10 protein-coding genes are annotated in these 15,191 nt (G+C 66.2%); 5 read left to right on the forward strand and 5 right to left on the reverse strand.

Features of this window, described 5'->3' with window-relative positions:
* Positions 1-46: 46 nt before the first annotated feature.
* The 3 genes from AC07NK_RS05435 (at position 47) to AC07NK_RS05445 (ending at position 8,330) form a co-directional block, all read left to right on the forward strand.
* Positions 47-2,254: an autotransporter assembly complex protein TamA gene (locus tag AC07NK_RS05435; RefSeq protein ID WP_495169535.1), complete on the forward strand. Its 2,208-nt coding sequence runs from the start codon at positions 47-49 to the stop codon at positions 2,252-2,254.
* A complete protein-coding gene (locus tag AC07NK_RS05440) occupies positions 2,254-6,447 on the forward strand; it encodes a translocation/assembly module TamB domain-containing protein (RefSeq protein WP_495169536.1) in 4,194 nt (1,397 codons plus the stop codon). Before AC07NK_RS05435 ends, AC07NK_RS05440 begins: the two co-directional genes overlap by 1 nt.
* Positions 6,448-6,857: 410 nt before the next feature.
* Complete coding sequence (locus AC07NK_RS05445) at positions 6,858-8,330, forward strand: flavin-containing monooxygenase (RefSeq protein WP_495169537.1); 1,473 nt, start codon at positions 6,858-6,860, stop codon at positions 8,328-8,330.
* On the opposite strand, the gene AC07NK_RS05450 is transcribed toward AC07NK_RS05445, so the two are convergent.
* The 3 genes from AC07NK_RS05450 to hppD all read right to left on the reverse strand — a co-directional run bounded on the left by AC07NK_RS05450 (position 8,327) and on the right by hppD (position 11,158).
* Positions 8,327-8,713, reverse strand: a complete 387-nt coding sequence (locus AC07NK_RS05450) for a Rieske (2Fe-2S) protein (protein WP_495169538.1) — start codon at positions 8,711-8,713, stop codon at positions 8,327-8,329. The two genes, AC07NK_RS05445 and AC07NK_RS05450, sit on opposite strands and share 4 nt — an antisense overlap.
* Positions 8,680-9,957 carry a homogentisate 1,2-dioxygenase gene (gene hmgA / locus AC07NK_RS05455; protein ID WP_495169539.1) on the reverse strand — a complete coding sequence of 426 codons (1,278 nt, stop codon included), beginning with the start codon at positions 9,955-9,957 and terminating at the stop codon, positions 8,680-8,682. The genes AC07NK_RS05450 and hmgA overlap by 34 nt, the downstream gene beginning before the upstream one ends.
* Positions 9,958-10,120: 163 nt before the next feature.
* The gene (hppD, locus tag AC07NK_RS05460) at positions 10,121-11,158 is read right to left on the reverse strand and encodes a 4-hydroxyphenylpyruvate dioxygenase (RefSeq protein WP_495169540.1); all 1,038 of its coding nucleotides are present in this window, start codon (positions 11,156-11,158) and stop codon (positions 10,121-10,123) included.
* Between the two features lie 105 nt (positions 11,159-11,263).
* Here hppD and AC07NK_RS05465 point away from each other — a divergent pair, with 105 nt between their 5' ends.
* Positions 11,264-11,866: a TetR/AcrR family transcriptional regulator gene (locus tag AC07NK_RS05465; RefSeq protein WP_495169541.1), complete on the forward strand. Its 603-nt coding sequence runs from the start codon at positions 11,264-11,266 to the stop codon at positions 11,864-11,866.
* Positions 11,863-12,534 (forward strand): hypothetical protein, encoded by a 672-nt coding sequence (locus AC07NK_RS05470; protein WP_495169542.1) that lies wholly within the window; start codon positions 11,863-11,865, stop codon positions 12,532-12,534. The genes AC07NK_RS05465 and AC07NK_RS05470 overlap by 4 nt, the downstream gene beginning before the upstream one ends.
* Here AC07NK_RS05470 and AC07NK_RS05475 read toward each other — a convergent pair.
* The gene (locus AC07NK_RS05475) at positions 12,531-14,447 is read right to left on the reverse strand and encodes a sensor histidine kinase (RefSeq protein ID WP_495169543.1); all 1,917 of its coding nucleotides are present in this window, start codon (positions 14,445-14,447) and stop codon (positions 12,531-12,533) included. The two genes, AC07NK_RS05470 and AC07NK_RS05475, sit on opposite strands and share 4 nt — an antisense overlap.
* The gene (locus AC07NK_RS05480; protein WP_495169544.1) at positions 14,434-15,114 is read right to left on the reverse strand and encodes a LuxR C-terminal-related transcriptional regulator; all 681 of its coding nucleotides are present in this window, start codon (positions 15,112-15,114) and stop codon (positions 14,434-14,436) included. The genes AC07NK_RS05475 and AC07NK_RS05480 overlap by 14 nt, the downstream gene beginning before the upstream one ends.
* Positions 15,115-15,191: the final 77 nt, after the last annotated feature.

Genomic DNA, 15,191 nt, shown 5'->3' on the forward strand with positions numbered 1-15,191 from the left:
CTCGCTCGTTGGGTTAGCGAGTGGGCGTGCGCCGGGTGCGTTTGGTGTGCGATCCCTTTGGGAGGACAGGGCAATTTCGGGCGTCGGACTGGGTATCCTGCTTTTGGCGAGCAGCGCGCTGGCGCCTGTGGTGGGCAGCGCCCAGATCAGCAGCAGCGCCGGCCAGCCCGGGCAGAGCGCGCCGGAAGACAATCCGAAGCCGCCCGAAGTGCGCCGCTCCGTCCAGCAGTCCGCGCCTGCGCCCGATACCAAACCGATCGTGTCCGACGAGGAATTCGACAAGTCGCTTCCGCCGCTCAGCGACGACATGAATGCTCCGCTCGAACCGATGAAGCCCGCCGATCCGGCGGCGCCCCGGGTCGCCCCGCTCGACGCCATGCCGGACGTGATCGATCCGCTCGATGTCGATACGCCGTTGGGGCAGGAGCAGAACGAGACTGAACTGGCGACCCCGTTACCGCCGCTCAGCGAATTCGACAGTACGCCGATCGCCGAAGCGATGCCGGCCAATGACGAGGCCGGGGTCGAAATCCGCTATGCGACGCGCATCATCGGGCTGGACGAACTGAGCCTCGACGACCGGTTTGAAGAGCTTTCGGCATTGAAGGACGGCGACGGTGTGGCCGCCAACGCCGCGATCATCAGCGCGCGGGCGCGCGAGGATGAGGCGCTGGCGGTGCGGCTGATGAAGACGCTGGGCTATTATGATGCGACCGCGGTGGCGACGGTCGATCAGACCACGGGCGGCACCCGCCCGGTGACGGCGACGATCACTGCGGTGCCGGGGCCGCTCTACACGCTCGGCGCCATCAAGATCGACGCCGATCCGACGGTGCCGCCCAGCCTGATCGCCGACCATTTCAAGCTCGAGACTGGCGAGCGGATCGACGCGGTGCGCGTGCAGGCGGCCGAAGCGGCGGTGAGCCTGGCGCTGCCGCAGAACGGCTATCCCTTTGCCGAGGTCGGCGAACGCGACATCCTGCTCGACGAGGAAACGCATACCGGCGACTATCTGCTGCCCGTGACGATCGGCCCGCGCGCGCGCTTCCGGACCATCACCACCGAAGGGACGCAGGCGATCGACGTCAAGCACATCAACGTGCTGACGCGCTTCGACCGCGATCAGCTGTACGACAGCCGCAAGGTCGATGATCTGCGCGACGCGCTGGTCGCGACCAGCCTGTTCTCGACCGTGTCGGTCGAACCGGTGAAGACCGGGGAGAAGGGCGCGGACGGCACCGAATATGTCGATCTGCTGGTGAAGCAGACCGCGGGGCCGCCGCGTACGCTCGCGGGCGAGCTCGGTTTTTCGACGGGGCAGGGGTTGCGCGCCGAGGTCAGCTGGACGCATCGCAACCTGTTCCCGCCCGAAGGCGCGCTGGTTCTGAGCGGGGTCGCAGGCACGCAGGAGCAGGGCGCTTCCGCGACCTTCCGCCGCTCCAACGCCGGGCGGCGCGACCGCACCTTTCAGTTCTTCGCGTCCGCGCTGCGCAAGGATGTCGAGGCGTTCACCAGCCTGACCGGCACGCTGGGTGCGCGGGTTTCCTATGATTCGACGCCGATCTGGCAGAAGCCGCTGACCTATAGCTATGGCGTCGAACTGATCGGCACGAGCGAGGATCGCTATGATTTCGACCGCGGCGAGCGTCGCCGCGGCGCCTATTTCATCGCCGCACTGCCGCTGTTCGCCGGCTGGGATCAGTCCGACAATCTGCTCAATCCGACGCGCGGCTATCGCGTGAAGGCCAACCTCAGCCCCGAAACCTCGGTGCGCGGCGCGGTGCGCCCTTATGCGCGCGCGACGGTGGAGGGGGCGATCTACCAGCCGGTCATGAACAGCATCGTGCTGGCCGGCCGCGCGCGCTTCGGCACGATCCAGGGTATCGATCGCAACGACCTCGCCCCGTCCCGGCGCTTCTATGCCGGCGGCGGCGGATCGGTCCGCGGCTTCGGCTATCAGGAGCTCGGCCCGCGCGCGCCCGACGGCAAGCCGATCGGCGGCCGCAGCTTCAACGAGTTCGCGATCGAGGCGCGCTACCGCTTCGGCGATTTCGGGATCGTGCCCTTCATCGACGCGGGACAGGTCTATGAGGGCGGCTTGCCCAAGCTGACCGACCTGCGCTTCGGCTTCGGCATCGGTGCGCGCATGTACACCAATTTCGGTCCGCTGCGCCTCGATGTCGCGACCCCGATCAACCGCAAGCCGGGCGAGTCCAAGGTCGCGCTCTACATCTCGATCGGGCAGGCCTTCTGATGGCGGAAGAGGCGACTTTGCCTGAAACGGAAACGGTCGTCGCCAGGACGCCGTTGTGGCTGCGGGTCGCCAAATGGCTGGCGATCCTGCTGCTCGGGCTCGCGCTGCTGGTGGCGCTCGCGATCTTCGGACTCAACACCAGTCCCGGCAAGCGCTTCGTCGCCGACCAGATCGGCAACTACAGCACCGAGAGCGGGATCAACATCAAGGTCGGACGGATCGAAGGATCGATCTACGGCGCGATGGTGCTGCGCGACGTGCGCGTCAGCGATCCAAAGGGCGTGTTCGCCACCTCGCCCTCGATCGCGGTCGACTGGCGCCCCTTCGCTTATCTCAACAACCATATCGACGTCCGTTCGGCGACCAGTCCGCTGGTGCAGGTCGCGCGTCTGCCCGAACTCAAACCGACCGATCCCAACGCGCCCTATTTGCCCGATCTCGACATCGATATCGGACGCATCCGGATCGACCGGCTGGTGCTCGATCCACCGGTCGCGGGCAGGCGCTATGTCGCGACGCTGAGCGGTGAGGCGGCGATCGCCGACCGGCGCGCGCGGGTGATTGCCAACGGGCGCACGCTGGGCCGGCAGGGCGGCGATCTCGTATCGGTGGTGCTCGACGCGGTGCCCGACGCCAACAAGCTCGACATGCGTGCCGATCTCAACGCGCCGGCGAACGGGCTGGTCGCCGGGCTGACGGGGTTGAAGGCGCCACTCGCCGTCCGGCTCGACGGCCGCGGCGGCTGGGACAATTGGCGTGGACGCGCAGTCGGGACACTCGGTGGCGCGCCGCTTGCCGATCTCGGCATCACCGCGCGCAAGGGCACATTCCAGGTCCGCGGCACGGCGCAGCCGGGGCTGGTGCTAAAGGGGCCGGTCGAGCGGCTGACCGCCCCCAATCTCCAGGTCGCACTCGACGCGACGCTCGACCAGCGCCGCGCCGATACCCGGCTACAGCTGCGTTCCAAGGCGATGGCGCTGACGACGACCGGGACGATCGACCTCGGCAAGAATGCGTTCGATCAGTTCCGGATCGCCGGCACGCTGCTGACCCCCGGTGCGATCGCGCCGAACCTCAACGGCCGGTCCGTGACCGGCGCGGTGGCGCTCAACGGCCCGTTCGCGACCCCGACCGTCGACTATAAGCTGCAGGCGGCGGCATTGGGCTTTGGCGAGACCGTGGTCGAAGGCCTGTATGCCGAGGGGAAGGCGACGGTGAACGCCGACCGCATCCTCGTTCCCGTGCGGGCGCGGGCAAAGCGCGTGTCGGGCCTCAACGCCGCGGCCGGCGGCCTGCTCACCAACGTCACGCTGGCGGGCGATCTCGCTATCACCGGACCCCAGATCCTGTCCGAGAATCTCCGCATCCGCTCGGACAAGATCGACGCGACCGCGATCATCGCCGCCAATATCAGCACCGGCCGCTACGCCGGTGCGCTCAAGGGGCGCGTTAATGACTATACGATCGACAGCATCGGCATCGTCAACCTGACCACCGACGCTGATCTCTATGCCGCGCCGGGCGGCGGCTGGGGGATCAAGGGGCGGATCGTCGGGCGCAGCACCCGATTGTTCAACAACGGCGTGCGCGATTTCCTCGGCGGCAATGCCGTGATGAGCGTCAATGTCGGGCTGGACCCGCGCGGGATCATCACCTTCTCCAACCTCAAGCTCGCTGCGCCTCAGCTCACGGTCGTTCGCGGATCGGGGAGCTATGATCCGGCGGGGCCGCTGCGGCTCACCGCCGACGGCGTGTCAAAGGCCTATGGCCCGTTGTTCGCGCGCGTGACGGGGACGCTCTACGCGCCGGTGATCGACGTTCGCGCGCCCAAACCCGGAATGGGCGTCGGCCTTGCCGATCTCGAAGCGCGAATCCGCGGGCAGGGCGATGCCTATGCCATCACGGCCAAGGGGGGGACGAGCTATGGCCCGTTCACTGCCGATGTGCTGGTGCGTATGGGACAGGCGATGACGGTCGATGTGCGCACCGCGCGCTTCGCCGGGACCGACATCACCGGCAAGCTCACCCAGACCGCTGCCGGGCCTTTCGCAGGCGCGCTGGCGTTCACCGGATCGGGCATCAACGGCAATGTCGACCTGAGCGCACAGGGTAAATACCAGCAGGCGGTGGTGCGCGCGACCGCGGTCAATGCAAAGGTTCCCGGCGACCTCGAATTCACGATCGGTCGCGCCATCGTCAATGCGACCGTCATCCTCTATGACGACGCGCCGGCGATTACCGGCGAGGCGCAGGTCGCGAACCTGCGGCGCGGCGCGTTCGTGTTGACGCGGGCGCGCGGCAAGATCGACTATCGCGGGGGTAGCGGGACGGCGCAGGCGCTGGCGGAAGGATCGTCGGGCGTTCCCTTCCGGGTCGGCGTCAATGCCGCCTTCGCGCCTGATCTGTGGCGTGTCGCCTTGTCCGGGCGTGCGAATAATATCGCGTTCCGGACCCCGCAGGCGGCGCGAATTGCGGTGAGCGACAGCGGCTACCGCCTTGCCCCGACCCAGATCGACTTCGACCGCGGGAGCGCGCGCATCGCGGGCAATTGGGACGACGGCCTCGCGGTGCAGGCGCGCATCGACAAGCTCGATCTGTCGGTCGCCAACGCCTTCTCGCCGGGCCTCGGCATCGGCGGCAGCGCCACCGGATCGATCGACTTCAAACAGGCGAGCGATGGCAGCTTCCCCAATGCGATCGCCCGGCTCAACATCGCCGGGTTCAACCGCTCGAGTCTGGCCGGCGTGTCCGCCCCGGTGGATATCGCATTCGTCGGCCGACTGCTGCCCGAGGGCGGGGACGCGCGCGCGGTGATCAAGCGTGGCCAGACGACGATCGGGCGGATGGTGGCGACGCTCCAGCCGCTTGGCCCGGGTGCGAGCTGGAACGAGCGGCTGATGGCGGCGCCGCTGGCGGGCGGCATCCGTTACAACGGGCCGTCGGCGGTGCTCTTCTCGCTTGCCGGTTTCACCAACCAGTCGGTCTCGGGGCCGATCTCGGTTGCGGCGGACTTTTCGGGCCAGCTGCGCGCGCCGCAGCTCACCGGGCAATTGCGCGCCGCCAACCTCACCTATGAGAATGAAACCTGGGGCACCCGGCTGACCCAGATGAAGATCGAGGGTCGGTTCGACAACGACTCGCTCGACATTACCGAGATGAACGCGGTGGCGGGCGCTGGCCGGGTGATCGCCACCGGTACGATCGGCCTCTCCTCGGCCGAGGGCTTCCCGATCGACATCACCGCGCGCTTCCGCAACGCGCGGCTGGCGCGCAGCGACGCGCTCGGCGCGACCGCGACCGGGCAGCTTCGCATCACCAACGGGCTCGATGGCGGGTTGATTGAAGGCCGCATCATCATCCCCGACGCGCGCTACCAGATCGTCCGGCAGGGCGCAGCTGAGGTGCCCGAGCTGACCGGCGTCTATCGCAAGAGCGAGCTCGACCCTGAAGGCAAGCGCCCGGTGCGGCGCAAGCCGGCGGGTATCTTCCGCCTCGACGTCGCGGTGGTCGCCGACAACCGCCTGTTCGTGAACGGCATGGGCCTCGAATCCGAATGGAGCGCGCGGATGCAGGTCACCGGCACCTCTGCGGCGCCGATCGTCACCGGCGAGGCGAAGGTGGTGCGCGGCACTTACAGCTTCGCCAGCCGGCGCTTCGAACTGACTCGCGGTCTGGTCAATTTCGAGGGCGGTCCGCTGACCGATCCCAGTATCAACATCTCGGCAAGCACCACGGCGGAGGGGGTGACGGCGATCATCAACATCACCGGCACCGGTCAGCAACCGCGCATTGCCTTCACCTCGACGCCGTCGCTGCCACAGGACGAGGTGCTGTCGCGCCTGTTGTTCGGCAGCTCGGTCACCAATTTGTCGGCGACCGAAGCGATCCAGCTCGCCGCCGCGCTCAACTCGCTGCGTGCTTCGGGCGGACTCAACCCGCTCGGCCAGCTGCGCTCGGCGACGGGGATCGACCGGCTGCGCATTTTGGGTGAGGACGACACCACCGGGCGCGGCATGGCGCTGGCCGCGGGCCAGTATCTGACCGACAATATCTATGTCGAGATCATCACCGATGCGCGCGGCTATACCGCGGTGCAGATGGAGATCGCCCTGACCCGGTCGCTCAGCCTGTTGTCACAAGTCGGGTCGTTCGGCGGATCGCGCGCGGGTCTCAAATATTCGAAGGATTATTAGCGCCGGCATTCGATCGCCGTTCGACCGATGCCTCATTTCTTCGTCACCCCGGCCTTGTGCCGGGGTCCACCGTGCCCCACCGGAGACCCCTGAGCCTCTTGCCTAGTGCCCGCCTCTTGGTGGACCCCGGCACAAGGCCGGGGTGACGGGCTGGCATAGGTACGGCGTGTGGTATTTTCCTACATCGCGAGATTTCGCTATGCCGGACCGATGCCCCTGCACACGCCATGTCCGGCCAGCCTCCCGCGCATGACACGTGTCAACCTGACGCGGAAAACATGCGTTTCGAGACAAGTTTGTAAATTAATTGAACGATGTCGTTCAGTAATTCGGGCGGTGCGCTCGCCGGTGGGCCCGAACGGCATTGCACTTAACTTACACAAGTGTAAGTATCTGCCTGGGAGAGGCGAATGAGCGAGCATTTCGACGTTGTGGTTGTGGGCGCGGGGATCTCGGGGATCGGCGCGGGGTATTTCCTCCAGCGCGACTGCCCCGACCGCAGCTATGTGATCCTCGAAGGCCGCGAGCGCATCGGTGGAACGTGGGACCTGTTCCGCTATCCGGGCATCCGCTCCGACAGCGACATGTACACGCTCGGTTACAGCTTCCGTCCCTGGACCCAGGCCAAGGCGATCGCCGACGGGCCGTCGATTCTCAACTATCTCGACGAGGCGGCGCGCGACTACGGCATCGACAAGCATATCCGTCATCAGCACCGCGTGACCGGTGCGAGCTGGTCGACGCAGGATGCGCGCTGGACGGTCAGCGTCGAGCGCGGGCCGGATAAGGAGCCGGCGAGCTTCACCTGCAATTTCCTTTTCATGTGCTCGGGCTATTACAATTACGCCGCGGGTTACCTCCCCGAATTCGCCGGGCGCGAGCGGTTCAAGGGCGAGATCGTCCATCCCCAGCATTGGCCGCAGGACCTCGATTATGCCGGCAAGCGCGTGGTGGTGATCGGGTCGGGCGCGACGGCGGTGACGCTGGTGCCGGAAATGGCGAAGACCGCCGCGCATGTGACGATGCTTCAGCGCTCGCCCACCTATATCGTCGCACGCCCGTCCGAGGATGGGATCGCCAACTGGCTGCGCGCGAAACTGCCCGGCAAGCTCGCCTATCGCCTGACGCGGCTTAAGAATATCTCGCTCGGCCAGTTCTTCTACCGGCTCGCGCGCAAGAAGCCCGAGAAGACCAAGGCGCGGCTGATCCAGATGGTCCGCGACGAACTGGGCCAGGACTATGACGTCGCGACCCATTTCACGCCGCGCTACAATCCGTGGGATCAGCGCATCTGCCTCGTCCCCGACGCCGATCTGTTCGCATCGATCCGCGACGGTGCAGCATCGGTCGTCACCGACCAGATCGAGACATTCGAGGAAGGCGGCCTTCGCCTCAAGTCGGGCGAGTTGCTCCCCGCGGACGTGATCGTCACCGCGACCGGGCTCAACATGCAGCTGATGAGCGGCATTCCCTTCACCGTCGACGGGGTCGTTGCCGATCCTGCCAAGTCGCTCGGCTATAAGGCGATGATGTATTCGGACATCCCGAATCTCGCCTCCAGCTTCGGCTATACCAATGCCAGCTGGACGCTGAAGTCGGACCTGACCGCCGCCTATGTCGCCCGTCTGCTCAACGTGATGAAGAAGCGCGGCATGCGGCAGGCGACCCCGCGCATCGCGGGCGACGTCGAGCCCGAGCCGTTCCTCGACTTCACCTCGGGCTATGTCCAGCGCGGCATGGACAAGTTCCCCAAGCAGGGAAATCGCAAGCCGTGGCGGGTGCACCAGAATTATGCGCTCGATCTGGTGGCGCTGCGCTGGGGCGGGATCGATGAGGGGATGGAGTTTTCCAACCCCGAACCCAAGACGAAAGCGGCCGCCTAGGCGGTGTAGATCGCGCCGTCGCGCACCTCGAGCGGCCATGGGGTGAGGGAGGCGCCGGTACAGGGACCGCCGACGCAGCCGCCGTCATCGACCCGGAACAGCGCGCCGTGCCAGCTGCACTGGATCAGGCTGCGGTCGGCGGTGAGGTAGGTATCGAGCTGCTGGGCGAGCGGAAGGCCCATATGCGGGCAGCGATCGACAAAGCCCGTGACGGCATCGCCCCGCCGGACCGCGAAGCCATGGAAGCGACCGGCCTTCATCTCGAGCACGAAGTTGCGCGCCGCGCCGTCCGCAATGATCTCGACCGGGCCAAGCCGGACGCCCGCCGGGGTGGTGGTAAGCCGTTCGGTCAGGGCAGCTTCGCCTTGGGAAAGCCCGTCCATGCCGCGTCATAGTCCGGTTGAGCGGTGTCGAGGGCATGGCTCGTCGGTCGATAGGGCCAGCAGGTCTCGACCATGAACGCCATCGTCCCGTCGATCTTGCGCGGCTTGAGCTCGGCCTTGCTCGCGCCTTCCCAGCTCGCGACATCGGGGCCGTGCCCGGCCATCAGGTTGTGGAGCGACAGGCCGCCCGGCGCGAAGCCGTCGGCCTTGGCGTCATAGGCACCATGGATCAGCCCCATCGCCTCCGACATGATGTTGCGGTGAAACCAGGGCGGGCGGAACGTGTCTTCGGCCACCATCCAGCGCGGCGGGAAGATCACGAAATCGGCATTGGCCCGGCCCGGCACGTCGCTGGGCGAGGTCAGCACGGTGAAGATCGACGGATCCGGATGGTCGAAGCTCACCGTGTTCATCGTGTTGAACCGGGCAAGATCGTAGCGCCACGGCGCAAGGTTGCCATGCCAGGCGACGACATCGAGCGGGCTATGGTCGAGCGTCGTCGTCCACAGATGCCCGAGCGATTTCTGGACGATCTCGAACGGCGCGTCGCGATCCTCATACCACGCCGCGGGCGTCTCGAAGTCGCGCGGATTGGCAAGCCCGTTGGCGCCGATCGGACCAAGGTCGGGCAGCCGGAACAAGGCGCCGTGGTTCTCGGCGACATAGCCCCGCGCCTCGCCATCGGGCAGCAGTGCGCGAAAGCGGACGCCGCGCGGCACCAGCGCGATCTGTCCCGGCGCGATGTCGATCCGGCCAAGCTCGGTGAGCAGGGTCAGCCGCCCGGCCTGCGGAATGAACAGCAGCTCGCCATCGGCATCGACGAAGACGCGGGTGTCCATGTCGGCGTTCGCGGCATAGAGATGCACCGCGACGCCCTCGAGATCGGCGGGGTCGCGGTTGACGAGCATCGTCGTCATGCCATCGATCAGGTCAGTGCCCGGCGCGGGCGCGCCGACGGGATCCCAGCGCAGACGATTGGGCGGGAGCGGATCGCCCGGGGCGGCGGCGACGAAGCGCCCGGCGCCCTGATAGCGGGTATAGGGCGGATGCTCGGCGCTGGGCCGCATCCGGTAGAGCCACGAGCGCCGGTTCTCGTGCCGGGGTGCCGTGAAGGCGGTGCCGCTCAACTGCTCGGCATAGAGGCCATAGGCCGGTCGTTGTGGCGAATTGCGCCCGACGGGCAGCGCACCGGGCACGGCTTCGGTCGAGACATGGTTGCCGAAGCCGGGGAAATAGTCGGTCATGCCGCTTCCTAAACCTTCTTCGCGGGCCGGAGAAGCTGGCGCCGACCTTCCCTCAAAAAGTTGGATGCGGGAGCGGTGCTTGGGTCCGCTCCCGCATCCTGTTCCTTCCCCCTTTGGAAGGAATTGGGGGCCGGATTTGCTCCGGCTCTCCTCTCCTGTTTCTTCAGGCGTCGACCTTGATCACCCCACGGCGGATCTGATCGAGTTCGATGCTCTCGAACAGCGCCTGGAAATTGCCGTTGCCGAAACCTTCATTGCCCTTGCGCTGGATGATCTCGAAGAAGATCGGGCCGAACATGTTCTCGGTGAAGATCTGGAGCAGAATGCCCTCGTCGCCGACATTGCCGTCGATCAGGATGCGATTCTTGCGCAGGCGCTCAAGATCCTCGCCATGGCCGGGGACACGCTTGTCGACCAGCTCGTAATAGGTCTCGATCGTGTCCTGCAGCCTGACGCCGCGGGCGCGCAGCCGCTCGACCGTGTCGAAGATGTCCGGCGTGGTCAGGGCAAGGTGCTGAATCCCCTCGCCATGATATTCGCGGATGAATTCCTCGATCTGGCTCTTGTCGTCCTGGCTTTCGTTCAGCGGGATGCGGATCGCCTTGTCGGGGGCGATCATCGCCTGGCTGAACAGGCCGGTCGCCTGCCCCTTGATGTCGAAATACTTCTGCTCCTCGAACCCGAAGAGCGTCTTGTAGAAGTCGGACCACACCCGCATCTGGCCGCGGCGGACATTGTGGGTGAGGTGGTCGAGCAGGTCGAGCCCGACATTGTTCGCAGCCTCCGCCGCCTCCCAGCCGGGGATCTCGGCCCAGTCGCTATACAGGTCTTCGCCGTCCTGGATGAAATAGAGATACGAGCCGCCGATGCCGAGGATGACGGTGTCGTTCTCCTCGGTCCGCTCGGCGCCATGCGCCAGCGCCCATTCCATCGCCTTGGCCGGATCCGCGACGCGGAACGCCATCGCGCTGGCCGAGGGGCCATGCTCGCCACGGAATTGCGCGACGCGCCCGGCATCGTCGCGGTTGAGCATCAGGTTGATGCGGCCCTGTTTGTAGCGGGTGATGTTCTTGGTCGGGTGGCGATGGCTCGCAACGAAGCCGAGTTGCTCGAACTGCGCCGCCATCGCCGCGGGATCGGGCGATGTGAATTCGACGAATTCAAAGCCGTTAAGGCCCAGGGGGTTGGCGGGGTCGGTCATGGGTCCAGCGCTCCGGAAAAGTGGCGGCAAGATTAGACCCGGTGAGATTTGGTGTCAATTGATACTAAGCTGGACTGGCGGTTCAAAATATGACTATGGTCAATTATGACCCGAGTCGGAATTCGTGAACGTAAGAAAGCCGATACCCGGATTCGCATCCTCGAGTCCGCTGTCGCGCTGTTCGGCGAGCACGGAATCGATGCGGTGACCGTCGAGGAAATCGCCGAGGCCGCGGGCGTCGGAAAGGGCACCGTCTACAATTACTTCGGCGCGAAGGAGGACATCGTCGTCGCCTTCCTCGTCGAGCTCGACCGACGCGCGCTCGACCGGATCGCGCTGCTGCCGGCGCCGGGAATGAGCATCGCCGAGGCGCTCGACGCTGCGGCCTGGACGCTGCTTGAGGACAAGCCGCCGCATCATGCGTTCGTCCGCGCTTTCCTCGCCCGGCTGTTTCAGGGCGACGGATTCGTGTTCGAGCTTGCGGCCTTCCAGACATTGCAGGACGCGGCATTGACGGCGCTGTTCGATCGGTTGCTGGCCGCGCACGGCATGCGACCGACGGTTTCGGTGTCCGACCTGATCCTGTCGTTCAAGACGATGGTCCTGGGAGTCACCGCGGTGTGGAGCTTCGAAGGACCACCCTATGCCAATGCCCGCGCGTTGATGCGGCGGCACATGTTTCTGCTCGCGAAGGAGATGGAGTCATGATGATCCTGGGCTATGCGGGCCTGACGTTCGCGGCGCTGACGCTGGCCGCATGGGTCTCGCCGGGGCGAGGTTGGCGGCTGTTTCTGGCGTTGTTCGTGCTCGGCTGGGTCGTCGGCCAGTTCAACAATCTGATCGAAGCCGTGGTCTTCGGCGTGATCGGCGTCTCCGATACCGCCGCCGCAATGCTGGTGTTGCTTCCGGCCTATGCGATTGTCGCTGCGCTGGCGGTGACCGTCACCGGCCGCTGGAAGGGGGCTGCCGGACCGGGAGCGAAGCCGGACATGAGTCCGATGAAGCTCGCCGCGGTCATCATCGGCTATGAGCTGCTCTACTGGGGCGCCGGAACGCTCGTCTGGCCCTATATCGCCGATTTCTACGCCGCGCGCACGGTGCCGCCTGTCTGGCTGGTCGCCGCGTTGCAGGTGCCGCGCGCTCTGATCTTCGTGCTGGCGGCCCTGCCATGGCTGCGCACCGGCCCGCGCGCAGCTCCGCTGGTGCTGGCGATCCTCTTCTCGGTCGTCGGCGGGATTGCCCCGTTGCTGCCCGAGAACCCGTTCATGCCGCCCGATATCCGGCTGGCGCACGGGTTCGAGACCGGCATCTCCAACTTCCTGTTCGGACTGCTCGTCGGCTGGCTGCTGCGGCCGAAAGCGGTGCAAGACGTCTAGGGTGCGGTGCCCGGCAGGCTGTCGATCGGAAGCAGGAGTGTCACGATCGTGCCGCCCGCTTCCGACCGGATCTCGATCCTGCCGCCGATCGCTTCGGCCCGCCGCGCCTGATTGCCGAGGCCGCGTCCATCCCTGGCTGTAGTGGTGTCGAAGCCGCGGCCATTGTCGACGATCCCCACCCGGACGAAGCCGTCGCGGGCTTCAGTCGTGACCCGGATCTCGCTGGCGCCTGCATGCTTGATCACATTGGTGAAGGCTTCCTGCAGGATACGCAGGACATGGAGCGAATGGCGCTGGTCGAGCCAGGCGAGCGGCGGCACGTCCCCGACCTCCCAGCGCAGCTTGATCCCCGTCGCCTCGAGCCGCGGCTGGAGGCGGAAGCGCAGCGTACCGAGCAGCAACAGCAGATCGGTCTCGACCGGCTCCATTGAATCGATGGTGAGCTTGAGGTCGTCGATGCAGCCCTTGAGCAGGTCGGCGATTTCGCTTTCGGCGATGCGGCCGTGCTCGACCACACGCAGCGCGCTGACCAGCGATGAGCCGAGGCCGTCGTGCATGTCCTGCATCAGACGCTGGCGTTCCTGAAAGAGCACCTCGCGCCGCTCGATCTCGCGGAGTTTCTCGTGGCTGGCGTTGAGTTCCGCCTCGCGCTCGGCCAGCCGGTCGGCGAGGACGGTGTTGGCGCGCTCGACCTCGCTCATCGCGCTCGTGTAGCGGCCCAGCATGATCTGACAGAACGCGATGATCAGGCCGATCGCGGCATAGATGTTGAGGAACAGCCCCTCGATATTGACCAGGTTGTTCTGGAGCAGGATGTCGTAGCCGCCGAGCAGGACGCTGAGCAGGCCCCACCCGGCGAGGACCACGCCTTCGCGCGACTGCACCTGCCAGCTGCGGTACAGGCCGGTGCCGAAGGTGAGCGTGCTGAGAATCGCCATGGTCACATAGATGACCGGCGCAATCACCGTGGCGTCGAATGTGCCGGCGAAAAGGGGCAGCGTGATCAGGCCGACCACCAGCGATGTCGCCACAATCGTGGCGGTCAGCAGCGGCTGACGGTGATGGTGGAGCCGGAGCAGGAACAGCTGGACGATCAGCATCATCCACGTGATCGAATTGACCGTGAACCAGCCGAACCAGGCGTCCGATACCGGCAGACGGTCCATGCCCATATAGCTGTGCATGACGCGCAGAAAGACGACGATCGTCATCGCCGCGAACAACAGATAGGGCGTCTCGCGCCGCCGTCTCAGCCAGACGAAAAAGGCGAACACCCCCGTCGCGAGGAACATCGCGGAGCCGATATAGGGAAGCTCGGTCTGGAAGAAGTTGCGGACCAGATACGCCGCGCCGAGCTGCGAATAGTCGCCCACCCACATGGATGAGAGCGCGCCGCCCATGCCGCGGACATGCCGGATCCGCACCAGAATCTCGCGCGGCGGCGTGGTCTCGGCGGCGTCCTCGAGCGGGATCCACAACGGACGGTTCGAGCCATTCCACTGAAGGTTGGCGTGCGACTGGTAGAAGAGCCGCCCGTCGAGATAGATCGCGATCTCGCCATCGGTCTTCCAGCGCGGAACATAGAGATAGGAATCGGGCGGTGCCGGGCGGGCGGGGTCGAGCTGGAAGTGATACCAGCTCGTCCGCGTTGGCAGCAGGCCTGCATCGCCCGGCTGGGTCGGGACACCGGGTCGCGGGGCATGGGGCATGGCGACCGTACGCCACTGGCCGGGGATGCTCCGCCAGTCGATCTGACGCGGTGGCGGCGTGTAGCCGTCGGTGTCCTGGGTCAGGAACTGCGCCTGGGTCAGATGGATTCCGTGTGGCCGACCGGCGAGCCAGGCGCCGCCGAGGATCAGCAGCAGGATGCCGGCATAGAACAGCACGGTGCGCAGATAGCTAGAGAATCCCATGATTCCGCGCTTCGTAGATCGCTTCGGCCTTCGAATGGACTTCGAGCTTCTGGTAGATGCGCCGCACGAAGGTCATCACCGTGTTGCGCGAAACCTGCATCAGATCGGCGATCTCGTCATAGCTGAACCCCTTGGTGATCAGCTCGAGCGCCTCGCGCTCGCGCGGCGAGAGCGGTGAGGCGAGCGGGAGTGCCGCGGCTTCTTCAGGCGGCTGCGGCGCGGGCTCGGTCGGGCGGAAGCGCAGCAGGATCTGGCGCGCGATCCGCGGGCTGATCGGGCTGCCGCCGGCATGGAGCGCACGGATTTCGTCGGCGATCTTCTCCGACGAACTGTCCTTGAGCAAATAGCCCGCCGCCCCCGCCTCGATCGAGGCGATGACGTGTTTCTCATCGGCAAAGGTGGTGCTGACCATGATGCCGCATTGCGGCCACGCGGCATGCGCGGCCCGGATCACGTCGATCCCGGACCCGTCGGGCAGGCCGAGGTCGACCACGAGCACGTCGAGCGGGTCGCCGGCCAGCAGGAGTCGCGCTTGCGCGACATTATGGGCGATGCCGGCGAGCCGCATGTCGCCGGTTTCCGCGACCGCGGCGGCGAAGCTGTTCTGGAACGCGACGTCATCCTCGACCAGCGCGACATTGAGGAGTGGCGGAACGGTATCGGCCATCGGAACATCCTGGAACGGTCTGCGCCCTGCGGCGCGACCGGGGCGGGCGATCAGGCGAACGCTCGACGACGCCCCGG

It is taken from the genome of Sphingomonas sp. GW821-FHT09B04 (genome assembly GCF_059418285.1).